The sequence below is a fragment of the Proteus sp. fly-1089 genome, from assembly GCF_040138965.1.
GTDB lineage: Bacteria > Pseudomonadota > Gammaproteobacteria > Enterobacterales > Enterobacteriaceae > Proteus > Proteus vulgaris_B.
Window position 1 is genome coordinate 292,321 of record NZ_JBEETS010000002.1, and the last position, 24,333, is coordinate 316,653.

The window sequence follows — 24,333 nt, forward strand, 5'->3', positions numbered from 1 at the left end:
TTATGAAACTCAAAAAAATGGCGACACTTCTTTCTGTTGTTGCGTTAAGTGCCACGCTCAGTGCTAACGCGTTTGCAAAAGAATCTATCGCCCTTGTTATCTCTACACTCAATAATCCATTCTTTGTTACCATGAAAGACAGTGCACAGAAAGAAGCAAATCGTTTAGGTTACGATTTAGTTGTACTTGACTCGATGGATAACCCAGCTAAAGAGCTTGCTAACGTGCAAGATTTAACCGTAAAAGGCACACGCTTAATGCTCATTAACCCAACAGACTCAGATGCTGTAGGTAATGCAGTTATTTTAGCGAATAAAGCTAAGATCCCAGTTATCACGTTAGACCGTGTTGCAAATAAAGGTGATGTTGTCAGCCATGTTGCTTCTGATAATCGCCTTGGCGGTAAAATGGCAGGTGATTATATTGCCGAAAAAGTAGCTAATGATGCCAAAGTCATTCAACTAGAAGGGATCACCGGAACTTCTGCATCTCGTGAACGTGGTGAAGGATTTAAACAAGCTGTTGATGCCCATAAATTAAATGTACTTGCAAGCCAACCCGCTGATTTTGACCGTACTAAAGGTCTTAACGTAATGCAAAACCTATTAACTGCTTACCCTGCTGTTCAAGCTGTTTTCGCACAAAATGATGAAATGGCATTAGGTGCATTACGTGCATTGCAAACTGCGGGTCGTACCGATGTATTAGTGATTGGTTTCGATGGCACAGACGATGGTATCAAAGCGGTAAACCGTGGCATGTTAGGTGCAACCATCGCTCAACGCCCGGATCAAATTGGTATCATCGGCATTCAAACCGCTGATAAAATTCTCAAAGGCGAAAAAGTGGATGCAACAATTCCAGTCGAACTTGAGTTAGTTATTAAAAAATAACAACAAATGCCACGGAGTGATATTGCTCCGTGGTGGCTTTGATCATTAAAACATGTTTTCACAAGGATAAAAGGCTATGACAACACCTCGCCTTGCTGTTCTAGGTAGCATTAATGTTGACCACATTATGAATATTTCACAATTTCCAAAACCTGGTGAAACCATTATTGGTCATCAATACAAAATAGCCTTTGGTGGTAAAGGTGCAAATCAAGCGGTTGCTTGTGGTCGTAGTGGTGCTGATATTACCTTTATTGCTTGTGTTGGTGATGATGCGATTGGTAGTGAGATAATTTCACAACTTAAAACAGATAATATTCATATCGATGCAATTAGTATTATTCCGCAAACACCAACTGGTGTTGCAATGATCCTTGTTAATGAGCAAGGCGAAAACGTAATTAGCATCATTGCAGGTGCTAATGGCGCACTAACTCCTATACATCTTGAGCAATATCATCATGTTATTGAACACGCCGATGCCTTATTAATGCAGTTAGAATCACCGTTAGATACCGTATTTGAAGCAGCTAAACTGGCAAAATCACATCATACAAAAGTTATTTTAAACCCTGCTCCAGCTCAACCTTTATCTGATGAATTTCTGAGTTTTATTGATGTTATCACCCCAAATGAGACAGAAGCCGAAATATTAACAGGTATTTCTGTGCATGATGAAGCAGGTGTGGCTAAAGCAGCCGATATTTTACATCACAAAGGTATCAAACAAGTACTGATTACATTGGGTAGCCGTGGCGTCTGGTTTAGTGAACAAGGAAAAGGCATGATAATTCCTGGATTTCGTGTCGAAGCTGTTGATACCATTGCCGCAGGTGATACATTTAACGGTGCATTTGTCACAGCAATATTAGAAGGCAAACCTTCTGTTGAGGCTATTCGTTTTGCCCATGCAGCAGCTGCCATTGCAGTTACACGTCATGGTGCGCAATCTTCAGTTCCTTGGCGTCATGAAATCGAATCATTTTTAGCAGAGCGAGCATAGTACTTTGGCAACAATGAAAGATGTCGCCCGTTTAGCGGGCGTTTCAACATCAACAGTCTCTCACGTTATCAATAACAATCGTTATGTCAGTGAAGGCATTCGTAAAAAGGTTAACGATGCTATCGAAACCTTAAATTACGCGCCTTCAGCTTTAGCACGCAGTTTAAAAATGAACTGTACTCACACTATTGGTATGTTAGTGACAGCTAGTAGCAACCCTTTCTATGCAGAAGTTGTGCGTGGTGTTGAACGCAGTTGCTACGAAAAAGGCTATAGCCTAATTTTATGTAATACCGAAGGGGATTACGAGCGCATGGATAGTAGCCTTGAAACGTTGCTACAAAAACGTGTTGATGGTTTATTATTGATGTCAACAGAAGCCAGAGCGCCCTCTCATGAAGTACTCAATCGTTATCCTCGCTTACCTATGGTCATGATGGATTGGTCTCCGTTCGAATACGGTGGAGATATTATTCAAGATAACTCCCTACTTGGGGGAGAAATCGCCACCAATTATCTGATTGAAAAAGGCTTTACTGAAATTGCCTGTATTGCAGGCCCACAAGATAAACTCCCAGCAAAACATCGTTTGCAAGGCTATTACAATGCGATGCAAAAAGCAGGACTCACTATTCGGGAGGAGTTTGTGTTAACCAGTGATTTTGAATTTGCGGGTGGATTTAGCGCAATGCAAGAATTACTCTCACATTCTGTCTTACCACAAGCAGTTTTCACCTGTAATGACGCAATGGCTGTTGGTGCTTATCAAGCTATTTATCAAAAAGGTTTGCGTGTACCTGATGATATTTCAGTCATGGGTTATGACGATATCGACCTGGCCTCTTATATGATCCCTCCTCTTTCTACCATTCACCAACCTAAAGATGAATTGGGTAAACTTGCTGTCAGCCAATTATTACATCGTATGGAAAATATCGATGCTGATGACAATGTTCTGGTGCTTACACCCAAACTTATAGAGCGTGGCTCAGTGAGTCATTTTGTAAAACAATAATAAGAAGATTAACACTATTATTGATGATGCTCTCTTTTAAGATGGGGGCATTTATTTTTAGTTATATTTATAAAATTATTACTTTAATATCATTAAATTAGGAGGTATTTAAAACTACCTTTATCTATCCTTATTTTCCATTTAACTCTCTATATTTGTTCTACTTTTTCTCATTTTTACGCCATAACCTGTGAAAGATGCAAATTTTCATTAAATCCATTATACTATCGCCCTTTCGCATTATCTGATGCCGGATCATTGAGGGCATTACTTTAAAATTTTCATGCTTAAACGATAATGTGTCCTTTAATTTATGGGGCAAGTGTTATCCTCATTTTGACGATTAATCACTTCCCATTTTGATAAAATTTGAGAGTATTATTATGTCATTACCTTCTTGTCCTAAGTGCAATTCAGAATACACCTATGAAGATGGTGCAATGTATGTTTGCCCTGAATGTGCACACGAATGGAACGATGCTGAACCTGTCGTTGATAACGATGAGTTAGTAGTTAAAGATGCTAACGGAAATTTATTAGCTGATGGCGATTCAGTGACCGTGATTAAAGATCTGAAAGTCAAAGGTAGCTCAACCATGCTAAAAATCGGTACTAAAGTAAAAGGTATCCGTTTAGTAGAAGGCGACCATAATATTGATTGTAAAATTGATGGTTTTGGGCCAATGAAATTGAAGTCTGAATTTGTGAAAAAGAACTAAGATAATAGATTATTAATAATCTCTTTAAACATAGATTTAGAAATTATAAAAATCATCAAAGGCGCTAATAAAGCGCCTTTTTAATTGAGGTAAGATTACTCATTACTCTCACTAAAATGATCAAACCCTTTCAGATTAGGGTGGACATCTTTACCATCACGTAAATAACGAATACCTTCAGCAATCGGCATAATTTGCCCTATGCAATGAAAATCAGCACCAGTATGTGCTAACGCGATTTCAAGTGCGCCTCGATTAATTTCAGGTACAGTAAAACATAATTCATAATCTTCACCACCACTTAATGCCCAAATTTCCGCTTGCTCTGGACTGACAGCTTCTTTCATTGCATCAGAGTACGGTAGAGCATCTAAATTTAAGCGCGCACCACAACCACTTGCCTTGAGAATATGACCCAAGTCTGAAATCAACCCATCAGAAATATCAATTGCTGAGGTTGCTAAATGACGTAATGCCTGACCTTGTAATAAACGTGGTTGAGGGCGCAAATGTCTAGTGACAAAATAATCGCTGTGCTCTTTTTTCGTTGGCTGTAATCTATTTTGTAGTACAGCAAGTCCCGCTGCACTATCGCCTAAAAAGCCAGTAACATAAATCCAGTCACCAATTTTAGCACCAGAACGCAATAATGCCGTTCCTTGTGGAACCAGTCCTTGGATTGTGATTGTTAAACTTAAAGGGCCACGCGTTGTATCACCACCAATTAACTGAATAGCGTAATAATCGGCTAAAGCAAAGAAAGAACGGCTAAAGGCTTCAAGCCAATCACAATTTGTCTCAGGAAGTGTTAAAGCAAGTGATGCCCATGAAGGGTCAGCCCCCACGGCAGCTAAGTCACTAATATTTACAGCCAGCGCTTTATAGGCTAAGTCTTCAGGTGAGATAGAAGGAAGAAAATGAATGCCACTAACTAAAGTATCGGTGCTAATCGCAACTTGCTGCTTTTCAGGTACTGTCAATATTGCGCAGTCATCCCCAATTCCTGTACTAACATCTTTGCGTTTTACAGGCTGTGAAGTGAAATATTGTTTGATAAGGGAGAATTCACCACAAGGCATTATCAATTTCCTATTTAGCTGTGCCGACTAAACTCGTTTTATTAAACAAAAGGCCGGAAATACCGGCCTTAAATTATTTACCATAGAGGAAACGTGAAAAACGTTATTTTTTACGTCGTACTGTTGGTGCCGCTTTATCAAGCACGCCATTAACAAATTTATGGCTATCGTCAGCACCAAATACCTTAGCAAGTTCAATCGCTTCGTTAATCGCAACTTTGTAAGGAACATCTTCGCGGAAGCTTAGTTCAAACATTGCTAAACGTAAAATTGCTTTTTCAACTTGACCAAGCTCTTCAAGTTGGCGGGATAAATAAGGCTCCATTGCCTTATCTAAACGTGCTGCATTAATGGCAACACCCACTAAAAGCTCACGAAAATAAGCAATATCTACACCTTGGGTATCCTGCTCGGATAAAAACTCCAATTCCACATCCGCGATGTCATTTCCGGATAATTGCCATGAGTAGATAGCCTGAACAGCACACTCACGAGCACGACGACGAGCAGCAGGTTTCACAAAATTCCCCTTTAGTTAAAACAGATGATTAGCCTTTTATGGCTTTAAGTACATTGATCATTTCAAGTGCTGTCATTGCAGCTTCAGCACCTTTGTTGCCCGCTTTGGTTCCAGCGCGTTCAATAGCCTGCTCAATATTTTCAGTGGTTAAAACACCAAAAGTCACAGGGATCTCACTTTGCATTGCAACTTGAGATAAACCAGAGCTACATTCGCCAGCAACGTATTCAAAATGTGCGGTTCCACCACGGATAACAGTACCTAACGCGATAACTGCATCATATTTGTCGCTTTCAGCTAATGCTTTAACTGTTAACGGTAGCTCGTAAGCACCAGGAACCCAAACGACGGTAATATTTTCAGAGGAAACTTGTCCAATACGTTCTAATGCATCAACCGCACCTTCTAATAAGCTGTCGTTGATGAAATTATTAAAACGGGCAATTGCAATTGCTACGCGTGCGTTTGGCGCCGCGACAACACCTTTGATTACGTTCATAGGTTACCTTTTTCTCCTATCCGCGGGGCGCGGATTTTATCATATTCTTTCCCTTACTGCGCTCTGTTTTATTATCACACAGCAAAGGAGCCAAAAACCCTTGATAAATCAAGGCATTTAGTTGGCTGATAACGATGTCGTAACGACAGGAAATAACACACACGGCGCTATTTTACTACAAATAGCGCCGTAGACACACTTATTTGCGTCTATTAATAACGAGGTTTTAAACAAACTCTGATATCAGAACCAATTTGTTGAAGAGAATCTACTGTAAATTCAGGTACTTCAGATAATGATGAAAGGGGAGATAGTGCAAATAAACCTCGAGCATCATTCCCTAAAATTTTAGGTGCGATATAAATAATAAGTTCATCAACAAGTCCGGCTTCCAATAAGGCTCCTGCAAAATGTGCCCCACTTTCAACCCATACACTGTTAATATTACGTCGCCCTAATTGCATCATTAGCAACACTAAATCTACGCCACTGTTTTTACCATTCGTTGGTAATAGGATTTCTGAAATATTACCTTGCCAATCACTTGACTGTGATTTCGTGCGTGCTAACCAGCATTCGCCTTCAATTTGTGTGATTTTATGATTTTCAGTAACCCGATTTTGGCTATCAGTGATAATACGAATAGGTTGACGTAGTGTTTCTTTAGGATAAATAGCTTTAATTTCATCTGAAAGCTCATCCCAACGCACATTCATGGAAGGATCATCTGCTAATACTGTCTCACTAGTAGTTAAAATAGCACTTGCTTGGGCTCTGAAATTTTGTACGTCTCGACGGGATGCTTTAGAGGTTATCCATTGGCTTTCGCCTGATGCTAATGCTGTTTTACCATCTAAAGAAGCTGCTAATTTTAGTTGGATGTATGGAAAGCCAGTTCTCATACGTTTAAAAAAGCCAACGTTGAGTTTCTCGGCTTCTTGCATTAATACACCATGTGAAACATCGATGCCCGCAGATAATAATTTGTGTAATCCTCGTCCGGCGACTTGAGGATTAGGATCTTGCATAGCAGCAACAACACGTTTTACCCCTGCATTAATCAAAGCATCAGCGCAAGGTGGTGTTTTACCGAAATGGCTACAAGGCTCAAGCGTAACATAAGCTGTCGCCCCTTTTGCTTTATCACCTGCCATTTTCAACGCATTAACTTCTGCATGTGGGCCACCAGCATGATGATGATAACCTTCACCAACAATGTCGCCTTCTTTAACAATCACACAGCCTACATTCGGATTAGGAGATGTTGTAAAGCGGCCTAGTGCGGCAAGCTCAATAGCTCGACGCATGTAGTATTCATCGTTCAGGCTTTCATTTTCGTATTGGTTGTCGCTGTTGTTATTTGTCATAATTATTACGTTTAATTTTATTATTTATCGTTATTTTTCAAATCATTAAATAAAACACAGTATTAATGTATTAATCCTGTAATTTTGCGATTTCTTCACCAAAATCACGAATATCCTCAAAACTACGATAAACAGAAGCAAAGCGAATATAAGCCACTTTATCGAGTTTCTTTAGTTGTTCCATTACAAAATTGCCAATTTCTTTTGAAGGTATTTCTCTTTCACCAGTTGCTCTTAATTGTGATTTGATATGGCTAATCGCAGCTTCGACATCATCCGAACTAACAGGACGCTTTTCTAATGCTTTAAGCATGCCCCGACGAAGTTTTTCTTCATCAAAAGGCTCTCGTATTTCGTCACTTTTCACAACACGAGGCATCACTAACTCTGCTACTTCAAAGGTAGTAAAACGTTCATGACAAACAAGACATTGGCGACGACGGCGCACTTGTGAACCATCACCAACAAGTCTGGAATCAATTACCTTGGTATCTACGGCTCCACAAAATGGGCAATGCATAGTTATTCCTACTTTTGATAATACTCATAAACAGTGTACCTGTTCAGTGAACAAAAAACACCCTGTCAGTATACACTGGCAGGGTGTTTGCGATGTTTTATCAGAAAAACGCTCTACTATGGTAAGAGTGTTGTCTGATCTGCACCCTCTTTTTCCACTTTTTGTACAATCAAGTGTTCACGTTTCATTCCCATTTTCAGTGCTAATGCAGAAGCCACATAAATAGAAGAAATAGTACCGATAGAAACACCGATTAACATAACTAAAGAGAAGCCTTGAAGCATTGAACCACCAAAGATATACAGCATTAATACAACCAATAATGTCGTTGCTGATGTCATAATGGTACGGCTTAATGTCTGTGTCAGAGAAACGTTCATAATTTCATATGAAGTCCCTCGACGAATTTTACGGAAATTCTCACGAATACGGTCTGATACAACAATACTATCGTTCAGTGAGTAACCGATAACAGACATCAATGATGCCACAATGGTTAAATCAACCTCTATGTGGAACAGTGAAAGCACACCCAGCGTAATAACCACGTCATGCGCAAGTGCAATAACCGCACCTAACGCCAAACGCCATTCAAAACGGAATCCAACATAGATAAGAATACAGATAAGTGCTGATAATAACGCCATTGCACCTGTTTGAGCCAATTCACTACCCACACTTGGCCCAACAAATTCAATACGTTTTACCACTGCATCGTTATCAACTTTAGCATTGATAACATCAATAACTTTCTTACCTAATTCTTGGCCTGCCTGTCCTTCAACAGGAGGCATACGCACCATAATATCGCGACTGCTACCAAAGTTTTGTAACAGAGGATCTTTGAAGCCTGCTGCATCTAGGCTATCACGCATTTTATCAAGGTCAGCTGGTTGACTGAGATTGATCTCAATTACCGTTCCCCCTGTAAAATCCAATCCCCAGTTAAATCCTTTCACGGAAATGATAGCTATTGACGCTACCAAAAGCAGAAACGAAATACTAAAGGCGACGTTGTCCCAACGCATAAAGTCAATGACTCTACGACCATGGTTTAATTGTTCAACAGTATAATCCTGTGCCACAACGTGCTCCTTAAATAGACAGTTTCTTAACGCGTTTACCACCATACAGCAGGTTTACAATCGCACGAGTACCGACGATAGCGGTAAACATGGAGGTTGCAACCCCGATAGCGGTGGTGATAGCAAAGCCTTTAATTGAGCCGGTACCGACTGCATAAAGGATCACCGCTGTGATCAGTGTGGTTAAGTTCGCATCAATAATACTGGAGAAGGCGCCTTTATAACCTTCATGGATTGCTTGTTGTACTGATCGACCATTACGTAACTCTTCTTTGATACGTTCGTTTATCAGTACGTTGGCATCGACGGCGACAGCAAGTGTTAATACGATACCCGCAATACCTGGCATGGTGAGTGTTGCGCCCGGTAATAGTGACATTACCCCAACGATTAACACCAAGTTTGCCATTAATGCCGTACTCGCAATCACACCAAATTTACGATAATAAATTATCATAAAGGCAACAGATGCAATTAGACCCCATAAACACGCCTCTAAACCTTGGGTAATATTTTGCAGACCCAAAGTTGGTCCAATCGTTCTTTCTTCAACGATTTGAATAGGTGCAATCAACGCACCAGCACGTAATAACAGTGATAACTGACGTGCTTCATTCGCATTCGAAATACCTGTAATACGGAAGCTATTTCCTAAACGACTTTGAATGTTCGCAACGTTGATAACTTCTTCGCTTTTCACCAATACTGCGCGATCGTTCTCATCACGTTTACCGCTGTCTTTATACTCTACGAAAAGAGTAGCCATCGGCTTACCGACATTATCTTTCGTAAAGTTAGACATGATAGAACCACCGGCGCTATCAAGTGAAATATTCACTTGAGGTTGACCATATTCATCAGCCTGAGAGGTTGAGTCAGTAATGTGGTCACCCGTTAGAATAACGCGTTTATAAAGAATGGTTGGCATGCCATCACGGGTGTATTTCACTTCTGAATCACCAGGAATACGGCCTGTTTCTAAAGCAGAAGGATCAACACTGGTATTCACTAAACGGAATTCTAATGTTGCTGTCGCACCTAAAATTTCTTTAGCACGTGCGGTATCTTGGATACCCGGCAATTCAACAACAATTCGGTCAGCGCCTTGGCGTTGAACTAATGGCTCAGCAACCCCTAACTGGTTAACACGATTACGTAAGATTGTAATGTTTTGCTGTACCGCATAAGTACGCGCATCACGTAAACGTTCATCAGTAAAAATAGCTCTTAATGAGTTATTAGCACCGTCTCTAAAAATGAGATCTTGGTTACGGCGAGTCAGGTAATCTGAAGCTTTCGAGCGATCATCCGAGTTACGAAAACGGATTTCAACACCATAGTTATCCGTTTTACGGATAGAAGAATACGGAATGCCTTCGTCACGTAATAATGTACGCAGACTTTCAACATTTTGTTCTTGAAGTTTACCTAGCGCAGTTTCCATATCAACTTCCATTAGGAAGTGAACACCACCACGTAAGTCTAACCCTAGTTTCATCGGTTCACCGCCAATGGCTTCTAGCCACTTTGGTGTTGCCGGTGCAAGGTTAAGCGCAACAATGAACTGGTCGCCTAATGCAGGCAACAACACTTCACGAGCGCGTAATTGAACGTCAGGGTTACCGAAACGAGCCAAGATTGCACCATTTTCAAGTGCAATAGATTTCGCTTCAATGTTTTCTTTATCTAATAAAGATCGAACTTGATCCAGTGTTTGCTCATTGGCGGCGGTTCCCCGCGCGCCAGTGATTTGAACAGCCGGATCCTCACCATATAGGTTAGGAAGTGCGTAAAGCAGACCGATGAGGATAGCGGCTATCAACATCAGGTACTTCCACAAAGGATAACGGTTTAGCACGGCAGTTCCCTTTTCCCTTTGGGGAAATGTAATTAAATAGCTTTCATTGTGCCTTTAGGTAATACAGCGGCAACAAAGTCACGTTTGATAGTTACTTCAGTTGTTTCATTCAGAGCAACAACGATATAGCCGTTATCTGAAACCTTAACAACACGACCGATTAAACCACCCGTTGTTAAAACTTCATCACCTTTACCGATAGAATCCATCAGTTTACGATGTTCTTTAGTACGTTTTTGCTGTGGACGTAGGATCATAAAATAGAAAATCAGAATAAAGATCACTAACATCGGTAAAATAGACATAAAGCTAGCTTCAGGTGCTGCTTGTCCAGCAGAAGCAACAGCATCAGAAATGAAAAAACTCATTCACTTTTCCTCATTGTTGTCGATATCGACGATATTCAAGTTATAAGCCCAATATCATACACAGAATTGGGCTTTCTCGTATACATTAATCACATTTACTCGCACTGCCGTTTAGCGGTGGTACGGGTTTTCCAATACGTTCGTAGAATTCGTGTACAAACTCTTCAAAACGCGAGTCTTCAATAGACTGACGAATTTCAGCCATCAAACGCTGATAATAACGCAAATTGTGGATAGTGTTCAGTCTTGCACCTAAAATTTCGTTACAACGATCAAGATGATGCAAATAGGCACGACTATAATTTTTACAGGTATAGCAGTCACAATGTTCATCTAATGTTGATGTATCTGAACGATGTTTTGCATTACGAATTTTAATTACACCATCAGTGACAAACAGATGACCATTTCGTGCATTTCGTGTCGGCATAACGCAGTCAAACATATCAATACCGCGACGCACACCTTCAACTAAATCTTCTGGTTTACCAACACCCATTAAATAACGCGGTTTATTCGCTGGAATTTGAGGGCAAACATGCTCTAAAATACGATGCATATCTTCTTTAGGTTCACCGACTGCAAGGCCACCGACAGCGTAACCGTCAAATCCAATCTCGACTAGCCCTTTTACGGAGATATCACGTAAATCTTCGTAAACACCGCCTTGAATAATACCGAATAATGAATTTTTGTTATTGAGTTCATCAAAGCGTTCACGACTACGTTTGGCCCAACGTAATGACATTTCCATTGAATTTTTTGCGTAATCCCAATCTGAAGGATAAGGCGTACATTCATCAAAAATCATCACAATGTCAGAACCCAAATCGTATTGGATTTCCATTGATTTTTCTGGGCTTAAGAAAATCTTTTCGCCGTTAATAGGGTTACGAAAGTGAACACCTTCTTCTTTAATTTTACGCATTGCGCCTAAACTAAAGACTTGGAAACCACCTGAATCCGTTAAGATAGGGCCTTGCCATTGCATAAAATCATGTAAATCACCATGTAATTTCATGATTTCTTGTCCTGGGCGTAACCATAAGTGGAAGGTATTACCTAAAAGAATTTGTGCGCCTGTCGCTTTTACTTCTTCAGGTGTCATTCCTTTTACAGTACCGTAAGTACCCACGGGCATAAATGCAGGTGTTTCAACAATACCACGTTCAAAAATAAGGCGACCACGACGAGCATTACCGTCGGTTTTATCTAGTTCGTATTTCACTCATCCTCCAAGCATCAGAAAAACAGTCCAATGCGTAATAAAAAACAGCACATTCTAATCATTTGTTAGACGGCTGTATATGTTACTTCAACAAAAACCCATGCTTAGTCGAAGGGATTAAGCCATAAAATTGAAATAACACTTCATAAAATGAAGAAAATCGTTAAAAAGAATAATAAATCTTTATTCTTGTCCGACTTTTTCATTGATAGCTAAAGGATTATGCGTAATAAACATCGCATCACCATAGCTGAAAAAACGATACTCTTGCTCAACAGCTTCTTTATAAGCCTTCATGGTATTTTTATACCCAGCAAAAGCAGAAACCAGCATGATTAATGTTGATTCTGGTAAATGGAAATTAGTTATCAACGCATCAATAACTTGGTATTGGTAACCTGGATAAATAAAGATTTGAGTATCATCAAAGAAAGGAGCAATTAACGCATCGTTTGTTGCTTTTGCTGCACTTTCTAATGAGCGAACAGAAGTTGTACCTACAGCAATTACGCGATTACCGCGTGCTTTACACGCTAATACAGCATCAACCACGTCTTGTGGCACTTCTGCGTATTCAGAATGCATTGTGTGTTCTTCAATATTATCAACACGTACAGGTTGGAAAGTTCCCGCGCCAACATGCAGTGTCACAAATGCCATCTCAACCCCTTTTTCTTTTAAGGCTTGAAGTAATGGTTCATCAAAGTGTAACCCCGCAGTAGGAGCCGCGACGGCACCCGGACGCTCGTTATAAACTGTTTGATAAAGCTCTTTATCTGATTCTTCATCAGGACGATCTATATAAGGAGGTAAAGGCATATGCCCAATGCTATTTAGGATGGTGAGAATATCTCTTTCATCATCAAAGCGAATTTCAAAAAGCGTATCATGACGCGCAACCATAGTTGCTTGTACACTTTCATCCTCGCCTAACACAAGAGCAGCGCCTTCTTTCGGCGATTTAGAGGCTCTAACATGGGCAAGTACACGATGCTCATCGAGCATACGCTCAACTAACACTTCGATTTTACCGCCTGACGCTTTACGTCCATAAATACGCGCAGGGATCACGCGAGTATTATTAAAAACCAGCAGATCACCGGCATTTATTTTATCTAACACATCGGTAAAAATACCATGTGATAAAGCACCAGTCTCACCGTCTAAAGAGAGCAAACGACAACCACTGCGTTGAGGTTGTGGGTAGTGAGCAATCAAGGCTTCTGGCAATTCAAATGTAAAGTCTGATACACGCATAATTAAACGACTACTTTCATAAAAAACAGGCGGACTAGTCTAGTGCTGCCTGCTTATCAGTGCAACAAAGAAGCCCTTTTTTATTCAAAAAGCGCTATGATGATGCAATGAATTATCTCGCTCACCTACATCTGGCCTTTAGAGCAAAAAGCTCTTTATTAGGTAATATGATGGCAGATTACGTCAAAGGCACGCCTAGCTCTGATTACAGCCAAGCTGTTATTGAGGGCATTCGTATGCATAGACGCATCGATATGCTCACTGACACTCACCCGTTAGTTAAACAAGCACGTCTGTTATTTCCTGCTGAATATCGTCGAGTCGCTCCTATAACCTTAGATGTCTTTTGGGATCATTTTCTCTCCTTAAATTGGTCTCAATTCGAACCAGACATGTCTTTAACTGAATTTGTTACTAAATCACGAAACATTATTGAGCCAGATTTATGGCAAACACCTGAAAAATTTCAAGAACTCAACGAATATTTGTGGTCACAATCTTGGTTAATTCGTTACGCTGATAAAACGTATATTGCTCAAACATTGAAAGGAATGGCAAGAAGAAGACCACGATTAAGTGCACTAGCCGGTTCTTATATTGCACTTGAAACCCATTATGATGAATTAAGTGAGATTTTCTGGCAATTTTATCCACAATTGCTAGAAAGAGCACAGCATCATCAACTGGATAACTGATACATTTAACCGCTATATTGAATTTCATCTTTTTGTCACATCGTAGGATTACATTTGATATATCAAAGAGATGCTAAGTCAATTTATCATATTATTCGTAACGATTTGTTAACAAGCATAGTATTCATTTTCAAAGTTGATTAGAATGAATGGTTATACAAGGAGTCATAAATAATCCTACTTTGTTGTATTAAGTTAATAGCTATAATCTATCAAATAGATTGTTCTGTTTGACTTTATCGATAGCGATTGATTATTTATGCTATAAGCATCATTTAAAAGCAGAGTATGCACTCTGAATTTATTCTAAATAGTTCGAGGTGTAGCTAGGCGACAAGTGAACGAGTCTCTAGGCGCATGCAAAAGTATGTGACTAGTGCGAGTGAAAACAGTCAACAACGCTACAACTTGAAATATGACGAATATAAACAGGGTATACACTCTGAATTTACTCTAAATAGTTCGAGGTGTAGCTAGGCGACAAGTGAATGAGTCGCTAGGAGCATACAAAAGTATGTGACTAGTGTGAATGAACGCAGTCAACAACGCTACAACTTGAAATATGACGAGTATAAACTCTTTCAATTTACAGGAGTACATTATGGTTCTGGTTACTCGCAAAGCCCCTGATTTCACAGCGGCTGCCGTTTTAGGTAATGGCGAAATTGTTAACGATTTCAACCTGCATTCATTTATCAAAGGCAAACCTGCCGTTATTTTCTTCTGGCCAATGGATTTTACTTTTGTTTGCCCTTCAGAGCTGATTGCATTTGATCACCGTTTTGAAGAGTTCAAAAAGCGCGGTGTCGAAATCATCGGTGTTTCTATGGACTCAGAATTCGTTCATAACGCATGGCGTAAAACCCCTATTGATGACGGTGGTATTGGTGAAGTTAAATATCCAATGGTTGCTGATATCAAACACGACATCATCAAAGCTTACGGCATCGAACACCCAGAAGCGGGCGTTGCATTACGTGGTTCATTCCTGATCGACAAAGAAGGTGTTGTTCGCCATCAAGTCGTTAACGATCTGCCATTAGGTCGTAATATCGATGAAATGATCCGTATGGTTGATGCACTGCAATTCCACGAAGAACACGGCGAAGTTTGCCCTGCTCAGTGGGAAAAAGGTCAAGAAGGTATGGGCGCATCTCCAGACGGCGTTGCTAAATACCTAAAAGCGAACTCCGGTAAACTGTAATACAGTAATTAAGTTACTTTCTAAAAAGATAAAGCCTCTTTGGAGGCTTTATCTGTCTATAACAGATAGCAAAAGAAAATCTCCTCTTATTATTCTCCTCTCTTTTTGAAAAAATCTATTATTGGTCTCATTTTTCACTCTTTAAATTAAAACTCACATTAAAGACTCGTCATATAATGACGTAAAATAAAAAATGATAATATGACTTAATTTCTATTCTTTATGAAAAATTTAATTATTAGAAACATTTTGTTACAACTATTATTATATTCTTACTAATTTTTGGGATTATTACTTTAGTTGAACTATGCCGGTGATAATTAATATTAAAAATAATCACTTTGTTTATCATTGATATGATTTTCAATATAAAACAATAAGTTAAATATAAACAATGAATTTATCGGAAAAATAAAACCATTTAGAGTGGTAAAATCGATCAATAAAGTGCATTGTGATAGGCACAACCTATCAAACAAATAACAATCGATCGTTTAAAACACTTTTACAACAGGTTTGAATAAATATAGTCTTGGCTCCAGATAAAAATATTTAACTTAAGGCAATTAAAATGAATACTTTAAATACTAAAAACAATTTAAATTTGTTTGTTGGCGGGTTCATAAAAAAAAAAGAAAATTAAAAAACCTATCCGGTAAAGAATTAGGAAAATTACTCAACTTAAGCCAACAACAAATATCTCGATATGAAAATGGTAAAACATCTTTTACTTTAGAACATATATTGAATTTCTCTTCCACATTAGAAATAGACAACTTAGAAATATTCGAGGAGATAAAAAAATGGCTTATAAAAAATGTTATTTTTTAATAAAAAGTAGCATTATAAAAAAATAATTTATCACCTAAAAAATTAAGAAGATTTTAAAATGAATATAAAAACAAAACTTTCGTTATTGTTTATGCTATCACTTATTTCTATTAATGCTGTTTCAGAAGAAATAAATAATGGCGTGAATTTTAACAAAAAAGAGTTTCGCTTAAAATTAGGTGCTTCGCGTGTTATCTATAACAGTGAAGATAAAAAAGGAACTTCTTTTACAATTTATAATGAACAAGATTATCCAATCCTAGCTCAAGTTTATGTTTTAGATGAAAATAGAGGAAAAAAAGATAATAATTTTATTTTAACACCACCATTAGTAAAGTTAGACGCAAATCAACAAAGTAGAATACGTATTATTGACACTGATTACAATAAATCTGAAAAAATTGAAACATTAAATTGGTTATGTGTACTTGGTGTTCCCCCAAAAGAAGCTGACGTTTGGGTTGATGATAAAACTAAAGAAACGCTAGATAAAGCAAATATTAATTTTCAAGTCAGTGTGACGAATTGTATTAAATTGTTAACACGTCCACCTTCTTTAAAAAAGGCATCTGAGAATTTTGCCAATGATTTACAATGGAAAGTAATAAATAATAAAATAGAAGTAATAAATCCTTCACCTTATTATATTAATTTTGATTCAATCTATATCAATGATAGACAAGTCCATTATGCTGGATATATTCCTCCATTTGGTTCTAATGAATATGAAATTATAAATAAGAGTAATATTTATAATATTAAATGGAGTGTCATCACTGATTTTGGTGGCATAACAGAAAAATATACTCGATCTATTAGATAGTCTATTAACTAACAGATAATAGAGGTTTTCTGTGAGAGTCAATCAGTTAACATTATTAATAATATCTTTAAGCTATTCAGTTTCATCTTATTCTGGTAGCTATACTTTTGATAAGAATTTTTTCAATAACTCAATTAATAGCATTGATTTAGATACTATTGAAAATGATATAAAAGAGCCAGGAAATTACTTGCTCGATATTTATCTAAATAATAAAATTGTCGATATAAAAGAAATTGAACTAAAGAATATAAACAATAATTTAATACCTTGCTTATCATCAGAACAACTAGAAGCTTATGGTATTAATATAAAAAAACTAGGAATATCAAAAACAAATTGTGCTGATCTATCAAAAATACCTTATATTATAACCAATATTGTTTTTAGTGAACAAAAATTAAATATTTCTATACCGCAGATATATCTTGATAATAAAGAAAAGGGTTCTATTGCATCAAAAAGCTTATGGAATAATGGTATTAATGCTCTTATTTTAAATTATAACGCAATGATAAATAACATATCTGGAAATAGTTATAATAATGATTCATCTTATATTCAACTCTCCCCAAGAGTTAATTTAGGTGCTTGGCGATTTTATAATCAAACAAATTGGAATAAAAATAAGAGCAATAGTGGTAAATGGGAAAATGTATATAACTATGCTGAAAGAGCAATTAATAGCATAAATAGCAGAGTTACATTAGGTGATAGCAGCACACCAAGTGAAATATTTAATAGTGTTCCTTTTCGTGGCGTCATGCTGGCAAAGGATGACAGTATGATAGCGAGTATACAACGTCGATTCTCGCCAACAATAAGAGGGATAGCTCGTACACAAGCTATTGTTGAAGTAAAACAAAATAATTTTACTGTTTATAAAACCTCTGTTGCTGCAGGTCCCTTTGAATTAAGCGACTTTTTGACAACAAGTTCTAACGGAATTTTAGAAGTCACTGTTTATGAGTCAGATGGAAGTGAGCAATATTTTACAGTGCCATTTAATAAACCCGCTATCGCGGTAAAAGAAGGGTATTTAAATTACCATACAATGCTAGGAGAGTATCGTCCAACAAATAGCAGTATTGATAAAGCAGCTATAGTACAAGGAAGTGCAATCTACGGTTTACCATGGAATATGACTATTTTAGGGGGTTTTCAAGGTGCTAAAAATTATCAATCTGTAGCTTTAGGTGTTGGGAGTGATCTTGGTAGTATCGGTGCTGTCTCTATTGACGCGATCGTGAGTCATTCACAGAAAAAGAATCAAAACACTGAGTCTGGGGCTGCTTGGCGATTGCAATATAGTAAAGCGCTATTAACAACCAATACAATGATCGCGTTATCAAGTTATCAATATGCATCACCAGGATTTAACGATATTAGTAATGTACTTGATACTTATCAAGATGATAATTATACGACATATCAAACAAAAAACTACACAACACTTTCTTTAATACAAAGTTTTAAAGATTTAGGAAACTTCACTTTATCAGGTAGTAAGCGAAAATTTTATAATAATAGAGATGAAACCAGTTATTCTGCTAGCTATTGGTATGGATGGAAATACGCGTCTCTTTCTCTGGGTTTAGTAAAAACGAGTACAACACGCAATAATAAAAAAGAATCAGATAATATTTTTAATTTACAATTAAGTATCCCTCTGGAGAAATTAACAAATACGGATACAACATTAAGATATCAAACAATATCAAATAAAAATGGCTCAGATAGTAATCTTATTGATTTAACAGGTTTAGCGTATGATCGCCAATTAAATTGGAATATTAGCCAAAATATCGATTCCGATAGTGAGTCAAATGCAAGCTCACTAGGATTAGGTTGGACTGGCACTTATGGAAAAATATCAGGCAATTATAACTATAATAAAAATGTAACACAAAAAGGCGCAGCTATTTCTGGTGGCTTTATTGCTTCTGAAAATAATGTGACTTTTAGCCAAACAATTGGTAATACGGCTGCATTAATAGATGCTCCATATGTTACAGGTAGTCAGATTAATAGTTATCCTGGTTTACGTACCGATTTTAAAGGAAATGCTGTTTTATCTAATTTAACACCTTATCACGTTAATGTTGTCTCCATCGATCCGACAACATTACCTGATAATGTAGATCTAGCACAAACAGACATGAAAGTTATTCCAACAAAGGGAGCGATTATTAATACTCAATTTACTACTAGAGTAGGTGAACGTGCCTTAATAGATATAAATACACGTGAGAATAACAAAATTAGTTTCGGTTCAATTGTCAAACTTGAAAGTAATACCAACATCATGGGGGTTGTAAATGATAACTCTCAAGTCTATTTATCAGGATTACCTGAAAAAGGAACTCTAGTTTTATATTCAAGTAAAGATCAATGCAAAATAAATTATGACTTAAAAAATAAAGAAAATAAAAATGGAATTTACTTTTTAACATTAGCTTGTCAATAACAATCGTGAGACTAAAAATGAGTTTATTAAAAAAGAATAAAACGTCAATCTTTAAAAAAAATATACCTATTTTATTAGGATTGTATTTAACATCTTTTTATAGTTATGCACAGCAATTAAATTTTGACATTAGCATTAATAACAAATACTTAGCAGGACATTATTCTGACGGAACTGTTATTGGTTATGGTAAATTATCACATCCAGATGAACATAAAGGTTTTTTTATTAGTCCAACCCAAAAAAAATCTTCAATTATAGGAAAAAACTTTATTATTACAGGAAAAACAAATATCAATAACACAATCAATATAAAAATATCAGGTAATAACTGGATATTAGATAAGGATAGTAATTTTATTTTAGTTACTAATGATAAAGATGCTTACTTTCAAATAGTTTTAGATGGAGAACAATATATAAAACCAGATAAATACAGCATTTCATTAAATGGTGCATATATTATTAATTAATAATAAAAAATCACTACCTTTAGTTAAAGAGTTAACCTTATTATTTATTTAAATAACAAGTATAGGCTATTTTTTTAAATAATAACAAGCTATGAAAATAGTAAGTAATAAGGTTGGTTATTTATAATAACGACTATTAAATATATTAATTATTGGAGAATTTAAATTGAAAACATTAACATTAAAAAATATCGTATTAGCATCAACTTTAGCAGTTATCTGTGGTTCAGCTAATGCAGCGACAGCTGTTTCCGATATCAAAACGGCAACTGCTGATATCACTTTTGGCTCAACAAGTAGCATTACTCACACATTAACACCAGTAAAAGATCTTGTTGCGGGTAAAGTTGCAGATAAAACAACTGTTGCTAATGGCTCTGTTACTGGCACAGATCTAGAAAACAACAATGTTTCTCTTCGTTTTACACCTAATACCGCTGAAGATATCGAGCCAGTTTTAGGTAACGTTGCAACTATTGTTGGTAAAAATACAAATAATAAGTTGACGTTATCTATTCAACCTGTAGTTGGCACATCCTTTACCGGAGCAGTTATTGATGGTGCTACTTGGCTTGCATTATTAAAAGGTCAAAATGGTTATAAATTACAAACAAATGGTGAGCAGACAGTAGCTGCTGATATTTATACCGCTTCTATTGATGCGTTAGAAATCACACAATAATGTGAAAGGTCATAACCACCCGCTATGCGGGTGGCTATGTTTCCATATGTCTACGTATATCGATAATACTCTTCTTATTCCTTATTCCTTGTTCCTTATTTTTAATTATCACATCAAAAAATTCACTTCACTTGTTATGCATTCTTATATTTATTATTACTAAATTGTTATTTTTAACTAATTATAACGTATTGTTTTTTTCTCATTTCGGCTAATAAGAACCTATCAGCTATTACTCACTGTCTTTTTTAAAATTCACTTTCTACCGCCTATAAGCCAATGGTTGAAACGCTGCATAATATGATTATCTCTTCACTATATTTAGCGTCCTAATCACAAGTAGGAAGGTGATATTTTATAAAAATAAGATATTGCCGGATTGCCGTGGGTTATAAAGCTAAAGCGATAGAATAAAAAATGATCTAGTCATGGTTTTACAATTTATTCATATATCATTCTATTAATAATAATCAATATCAATTTTTGGTTAAATAAATAATTAACATCAAATATCAATTTATTATTAATGTAATAATATTAGATAGAATATAAGAGCAATCCACCTTTAATTCAATTTCAATAATAGAATATATATAAATGGTATTTATTCTCCTTCTTAATTACAGATAAAAATAATAATCATTTAATTAAATTAGATTAATAGCATGCGCTATTTTTATTTCTATGATAGCAGTCACAGTATTAATTTATTAATACCCACACTATCAGAGAGGATAATAAAAATACGCAAAAAGTGGAGATAACACATTGTAAACACAAATATTTAACATTTCATCACAATGTATTTTTATCATAAAAATAGTTGAAATTTATAATATATCCCTTAACGACCTCGTTATTATATTTTTTATATAACGGTAAGGCAAGCGGATAAATAATTTATCATCACAACTTATTTCTTATTAAATTAGTTAAGCGGAGATAAATATTAATGTCTGATACACATCATCGTCCAATATTAAATATTGGACTATCAAGACTAGAGTTTCTGCGAATATCCGGTAAAGGGCTTGCAGGGATCACTATAGCACCCGCATTGCTTTCTCTTTTAGGTTGTAAGCAAGAAGAAATAGACAGCGGCATCATTCAATTAACCACAACACCTAAAGGCGTTTTAGTCACTAATCGAGCACGCTGTACTGGCTGTCACCGTTGTGAAACAGCATGTACAACATGGAACGATGGAAGTGTTGGTTCTTTCTTCTCTCGAACAAAAATTCATCGCCATTTCTATTTTGGTGATAAAGGTATTGGCTCCGGTGGTGGACTTTATGGTGATTTAAACTTTACAACGGATACTTGTCGTCAATGTAAAGATCCAGAATGTATGAAGGTTTGTCCTGTAAAAGCTATCCGTTATCAAGAAGAGTTTGGCTGTATTGTCGTAGATACACGCCGCTGTATTGGTTGTGCGGCCTGTACAACGGCTTGCCCGTGGATGATGGCTACTGTCAATCCACAAACTAAAAAATCCGGCAAATGTAATTTATGTGGTGAGTGTGCATCAGCGTGCCCAACAGGCGCGTTGCAAATCATTGAATGGAAAGAAATTACTGTTTAATAAAATCCATACAATCACATCACTGAACCACATTTAGATTAGGAAGCAATATTATGATTAACGGCTGGACTGGAAATATTCTAAGAATCAATTTAACTACCGGTGCCATCACTCGTGAAAGCTCAAGTAAATTTAAATCCTTAATTGGTGGTATGGGCTTTGGTTATAAAATTATGTATGACGAAGTGGGTCCTGGAGTTAAACCTTTTGATGAAGAAAACAAAGTTGTCTTCGCTGTAGGCCCTTTAACTGGATCAGGTGCACCTTGTAGCTCTCGTGTCAATATCACCTCTCTTTCCACTTTTACTCGTGGCAATCTCGTTGTTGATGCTCATATGGGCGGTTTTTTTGCAGCATGGATGAAATTTGCAGGCTATGACTCTCTGATTATTGAAGGTAAATCAGATAAGCCTGTTTGGATCCATATTGATGATGACCAAGTATCTATTGAAGATGCCTCTTTCTTATGGGGTAAAGGCGTTCGCCAAACCACAGAAGAGTTATGTGCTCAAACAAGCCCTGAAGCTTGTGTTGCAACCATTGGCCCCGCAGGTGAAAACCTTGTACCTTTATCTGGCATCATTAATAGCCGTAACCACAGTGGTGGTGCTGGTGTTGGTGCCGTATTAGGTTCTAAAAAATTAAAAGCCATTGTGGTAGAAGGTAGCCGTGGCGTTAACGTTGCTGATCGTAAAGCATTAAAAGAGCTTAACGACTACATGATGACACAATTAATTGGCTCTAATAACAACCACGTTGTACCAAGCACACCACAATCTTGGGCAGAATATTCTCACCCAGGCTCTCGTTGGACTGCGCGTAAAGGCCTTTATTGGGGAGCAGCTGAAGGCGGCCCAATTGAAACAGGCGAAATTCCTCCTGGTGATATCAATACTGTCGGTTTCAGAACCATGAAGTCCACCTTTGACTTAGGCCCTGAAGCAGAAGAATACACTGTGAAAATGGGAGGATGCCACTCTTGCCCTATTCGCTGTATGGCACAACTTAACGTTCCACAAGCGAAAAAATTTGGTGTGCCACAAACAGGTGGTAATACTTGTGTTGCTAACTTTGTTCACACAACCATTTTCCCTAATGGCCCTAAAGATGTAGAGAAAAAAGGTGATGGTAACGTTGTTGGTAACTTAGTGGGTCTGAATATTTTTGATGATATGGGTTTATGGTGTAACTACGGCCAACTTCATCGGGACTTCACTTATTGTTACACCCACGGTGTCTTTAAACGCGTTCTTTCTGAAGAGGAATATAATGATATTCCTTGGGATAAACTTGAAGAAGGTAATCCCGAATTTATCAAAGATTTCTATTATCGCTTAGCGCACCGTAAAGGTGAATTTAGTCACCTAGCTGATGGCTCTTACCTAATTGCACAACGCTGGAACTTAGGTGAGGAGTATTGGGCGAACAAGAAAAATAAACTCTGGTCACCTATGGGCTTCCCTATTCACCACGCCAATGAAGCCTCTGCCCAAGTTGGTTCTATCGTTAACTGTATGTTTAACCGCGATGCGATGACACATACCCATATCAACTATATCGGCAGTGGTTTACCTCTGAAACTGCAAAAAGAGATTGCTGGTGAGCTATTTGGTTCTGGTGATGCCTTTGATGAAACCAAAAACTACACACCAATCAATAAAGCAAAAATTGCTTACACCAAATGGACAATTTTACGTAGTTGCTTACACGACGCAGTCACTTTATGTAACTGGGTTTGGCCAATGACGGTTTCACCTCATAAAAGCCGTAATTATCGTGGTGACTTAGAAATGGAAGCTAAATTCTTTACCGCTATTACAGGTGAACCAACAACCTCTAAAGATCTGGATTTAGCCTCAGAGCGTATCTTCACTTTACACCGTGCTTATACCGTTAAATTAATGAATACCATGGATATGCGTAACGAACATGACCAAATTTGCTCATGGGTATTCGATAAAGATCCTGATATTCCTGTCTTTACTGAAGGTACAGACAAAATGGACAGAGAAGATATGCAGCTTTCTCTCACCATGTTCTATGAAGAAATGGGCTGGGATCCACAGTTAGGTTGCCCAACAAAAGAAACGTTGGTGCACCTTGGATTGCAAGATATTGCTGACGATTTAGCGTCTCGTGGTTTATTACCAAGTTAATCGGTAAAA

The 24,333-nt window shown here is 37.2% G+C and carries 22 protein-coding genes and 1 pseudogene; 13 read left to right on the top strand and 10 right to left on the bottom strand.

From position 1 onward, the window contains the following. Nucleotides 1–2 precede the first annotated feature (2 nt). The 4 genes from rbsB to ABN080_RS07865 all read left to right on the top strand — a co-directional run bounded on the left by rbsB (nt 3) and on the right by ABN080_RS07865 (nt 3,630). A complete protein-coding gene (gene rbsB, locus ABN080_RS07850) occupies nt 3–893 on the top strand; it encodes a ribose ABC transporter substrate-binding protein RbsB (protein ID WP_196553540.1) in 891 nt (296 codons plus the stop codon). 76 nt (nt 894–969) lie between these two features. After that, nucleotides 970–1,896, top strand: coding sequence for a ribokinase (gene rbsK / locus ABN080_RS07855; RefSeq protein WP_349440775.1), 927 nt, complete (start codon nt 970–972; stop codon nt 1,894–1,896). 4 nt (nt 1,897–1,900) lie between these two features. Continuing rightward, the gene (gene rbsR, locus ABN080_RS07860; RefSeq protein ID WP_371032640.1) at nt 1,901–2,911 is read left to right on the top strand and encodes a ribose operon transcriptional repressor RbsR; all 1,011 of its coding nucleotides are present in this window, start codon (nt 1,901–1,903) and stop codon (nt 2,909–2,911) included. Nucleotides 2,912–3,294: 383 nt separating this feature from the next. Next, nucleotides 3,295–3,630 (top strand): zinc ribbon domain-containing protein YjdM, encoded by a 336-nt coding sequence (locus ABN080_RS07865; RefSeq protein ID WP_196553538.1) that lies wholly within the window; start codon nt 3,295–3,297, stop codon nt 3,628–3,630. A gap of 95 nt (nt 3,631–3,725) precedes the next feature. On the opposite strand, the gene thiL is transcribed toward ABN080_RS07865, so the two are convergent. The 10 genes from thiL to queA all read right to left on the bottom strand — a co-directional run bounded on the left by thiL (nt 3,726) and on the right by queA (nt 13,411). After that, entirely contained in the window at nt 3,726–4,709 is a 984-nt protein-coding gene (gene thiL, locus ABN080_RS07870) for a thiamine-phosphate kinase (protein WP_349440776.1), read from the bottom strand. A gap of 103 nt (nt 4,710–4,812) precedes the next feature. After that, nucleotides 4,813–5,229 (bottom strand): transcription antitermination factor NusB, encoded by a 417-nt coding sequence (gene nusB / locus ABN080_RS07875; RefSeq protein ID WP_072069408.1) that lies wholly within the window; start codon nt 5,227–5,229, stop codon nt 4,813–4,815. A 28-nt stretch (nt 5,230–5,257) separates the two neighbouring features. Next, entirely contained in the window at nt 5,258–5,728 is a 471-nt protein-coding gene (gene ribH / locus ABN080_RS07880; protein ID WP_036932916.1) for a 6,7-dimethyl-8-ribityllumazine synthase, read from the bottom strand. 212 nt (nt 5,729–5,940) lie between these two features. Beyond that, nucleotides 5,941–7,095, bottom strand: coding sequence for a bifunctional diaminohydroxyphosphoribosylaminopyrimidine deaminase/5-amino-6-(5-phosphoribosylamino)uracil reductase RibD (ribD, locus tag ABN080_RS07885; protein WP_349440777.1), 1,155 nt, complete (start codon nt 7,093–7,095; stop codon nt 5,941–5,943). Between the two features lie 70 nt (nt 7,096–7,165). Next, complete coding sequence (nrdR, locus tag ABN080_RS07890; protein ID WP_006535128.1) at nt 7,166–7,615, bottom strand: transcriptional regulator NrdR; 450 nt, start codon at nt 7,613–7,615, stop codon at nt 7,166–7,168. Nucleotides 7,616–7,731: 116 nt separating this feature from the next. Next, complete coding sequence (secF, locus tag ABN080_RS07895; RefSeq protein WP_072069410.1) at nt 7,732–8,700, bottom strand: protein translocase subunit SecF; 969 nt, start codon at nt 8,698–8,700, stop codon at nt 7,732–7,734. Nucleotides 8,701–8,710: 10 nt separating this feature from the next. Next, nucleotides 8,711–10,558 (bottom strand): protein translocase subunit SecD, encoded by a 1,848-nt coding sequence (gene secD, locus ABN080_RS07900; protein WP_349440778.1) that lies wholly within the window; start codon nt 10,556–10,558, stop codon nt 8,711–8,713. Nucleotides 10,559–10,590: 32 nt separating this feature from the next. Then, on the bottom strand, nt 10,591–10,926 hold the full coding sequence (gene yajC, locus ABN080_RS07905) for a preprotein translocase subunit YajC (protein WP_006535133.1): 336 nt from the start codon (nt 10,924–10,926) through the stop codon (nt 10,591–10,593). 85 nt (nt 10,927–11,011) lie between these two features. Beyond that, a complete protein-coding gene (tgt, locus tag ABN080_RS07910; RefSeq protein WP_072069411.1) occupies nt 11,012–12,154 on the bottom strand; it encodes a tRNA guanosine(34) transglycosylase Tgt in 1,143 nt (380 codons plus the stop codon). A 183-nt stretch (nt 12,155–12,337) separates the two neighbouring features. Beyond that, nucleotides 12,338–13,411, bottom strand: coding sequence for a tRNA preQ1(34) S-adenosylmethionine ribosyltransferase-isomerase QueA (gene queA, locus ABN080_RS07915; protein WP_349440779.1), 1,074 nt, complete (start codon nt 13,409–13,411; stop codon nt 12,338–12,340). Nucleotides 13,412–13,518: 107 nt separating this feature from the next. Here queA and ABN080_RS07920 point away from each other — a divergent pair, with 107 nt between their 5' ends. The 9 genes and pseudogenes from ABN080_RS07920 (at nt 13,519) to ABN080_RS07960 (ending at nt 24,324) form a co-directional block, all read left to right on the top strand. Beyond that, complete coding sequence (locus ABN080_RS07920; RefSeq protein WP_349440780.1) at nt 13,519–14,106, top strand: acyl carrier protein phosphodiesterase; 588 nt, start codon at nt 13,519–13,521, stop codon at nt 14,104–14,106. A gap of 601 nt (nt 14,107–14,707) precedes the next feature. Continuing rightward, nucleotides 14,708–15,310: a peroxiredoxin C gene (locus ABN080_RS07925; protein WP_072069413.1), complete on the top strand. Its 603-nt coding sequence runs from the start codon at nt 14,708–14,710 to the stop codon at nt 15,308–15,310. A 684-nt stretch (nt 15,311–15,994) separates the two neighbouring features. Continuing rightward, a pseudogene (locus ABN080_RS07930) lies at nt 15,995–16,141 on the top strand (helix-turn-helix domain-containing protein); the annotation flags it as partial. 58 nt (nt 16,142–16,199) lie between these two features. Beyond that, nucleotides 16,200–16,964 carry a fimbria/pilus periplasmic chaperone gene (locus tag ABN080_RS07935; protein WP_349440781.1) on the top strand — a complete coding sequence of 255 codons (765 nt, stop codon included), beginning with the start codon at nt 16,200–16,202 and terminating at the stop codon, nt 16,962–16,964. 31 nt (nt 16,965–16,995) lie between these two features. Continuing rightward, on the top strand, nt 16,996–19,431 hold the full coding sequence (locus ABN080_RS07940; protein WP_349440782.1) for a fimbria/pilus outer membrane usher protein: 2,436 nt from the start codon (nt 16,996–16,998) through the stop codon (nt 19,429–19,431). 17 nt (nt 19,432–19,448) lie between these two features. After that, the gene (gene afaD, locus ABN080_RS07945; protein ID WP_349440783.1) at nt 19,449–19,904 is read left to right on the top strand and encodes an AfaD family invasin; all 456 of its coding nucleotides are present in this window, start codon (nt 19,449–19,451) and stop codon (nt 19,902–19,904) included. 166 nt (nt 19,905–20,070) lie between these two features. Beyond that, nucleotides 20,071–20,586 carry a hypothetical protein gene (locus tag ABN080_RS07950; RefSeq protein ID WP_349440784.1) on the top strand — a complete coding sequence of 172 codons (516 nt, stop codon included), beginning with the start codon at nt 20,071–20,073 and terminating at the stop codon, nt 20,584–20,586. A gap of 952 nt (nt 20,587–21,538) precedes the next feature. Continuing rightward, nucleotides 21,539–22,168 carry a ferredoxin-like protein gene (locus ABN080_RS07955; protein WP_072069415.1) on the top strand — a complete coding sequence of 210 codons (630 nt, stop codon included), beginning with the start codon at nt 21,539–21,541 and terminating at the stop codon, nt 22,166–22,168. A gap of 53 nt (nt 22,169–22,221) precedes the next feature. Then, the gene (locus ABN080_RS07960) at nt 22,222–24,324 is read left to right on the top strand and encodes an aldehyde ferredoxin oxidoreductase (protein WP_349440785.1); all 2,103 of its coding nucleotides are present in this window, start codon (nt 22,222–22,224) and stop codon (nt 24,322–24,324) included. The last annotated feature ends 9 nt before the right edge of the window (nt 24,325–24,333 follow it).

Bases quoted from the DNA above. Each gene is read 5' to 3' on its own strand.
- ABN080_RS07960 (WP_349440785.1), top strand. From the start codon at position 22,222: ATGATTAACGGCTGGACTGGAAATATTCTAAGAATCAATTTAACTACC.
- ABN080_RS07935 (WP_349440781.1), top strand. From the start codon at position 16,200: ATGAATATAAAAACAAAACTTTCGTTATTGTTTATGCTATCACTTATT.
- ABN080_RS07865 (WP_196553538.1), top strand. From the start codon at position 3,295: ATGTCATTACCTTCTTGTCCTAAGTGCAATTCAGAATACACCTATGAA.
- ABN080_RS07920 (WP_349440780.1), top strand. From the start codon at position 13,519: ATGAATTATCTCGCTCACCTACATCTGGCCTTTAGAGCAAAAAGCTCT.
- queA (WP_349440779.1), bottom strand. From the start codon at position 13,411: ATGCGTGTATCAGACTTTACATTTGAATTGCCAGAAGCCTTGATTGCT.
- ABN080_RS07925 (WP_072069413.1), top strand. From the start codon at position 14,708: ATGGTTCTGGTTACTCGCAAAGCCCCTGATTTCACAGCGGCTGCCGTT.
- yajC (WP_006535133.1), bottom strand. From the start codon at position 10,926: ATGAGTTTTTTCATTTCTGATGCTGTTGCTTCTGCTGGACAAGCAGCA.
- ribH (WP_036932916.1), bottom strand. From the start codon at position 5,728: ATGAACGTAATCAAAGGTGTTGTCGCGGCGCCAAACGCACGCGTAGCA.
- nrdR (WP_006535128.1), bottom strand. From the start codon at position 7,615: ATGCATTGCCCATTTTGTGGAGCCGTAGATACCAAGGTAATTGATTCC.
- ABN080_RS07955 (WP_072069415.1), top strand. From the start codon at position 21,539: ATGTCTGATACACATCATCGTCCAATATTAAATATTGGACTATCAAGA.
- rbsB (WP_196553540.1), top strand. From the start codon at position 3: ATGAAACTCAAAAAAATGGCGACACTTCTTTCTGTTGTTGCGTTAAGT.
- ribD (WP_349440777.1), bottom strand. From the start codon at position 7,095: ATGACAAATAACAACAGCGACAACCAATACGAAAATGAAAGCCTGAAC.
- thiL (WP_349440776.1), bottom strand. From the start codon at position 4,709: ATGCCTTGTGGTGAATTCTCCCTTATCAAACAATATTTCACTTCACAG.
- afaD (WP_349440783.1), top strand. From the start codon at position 19,449: ATGAGTTTATTAAAAAAGAATAAAACGTCAATCTTTAAAAAAAATATA.
- rbsK (WP_349440775.1), top strand. From the start codon at position 970: ATGACAACACCTCGCCTTGCTGTTCTAGGTAGCATTAATGTTGACCAC.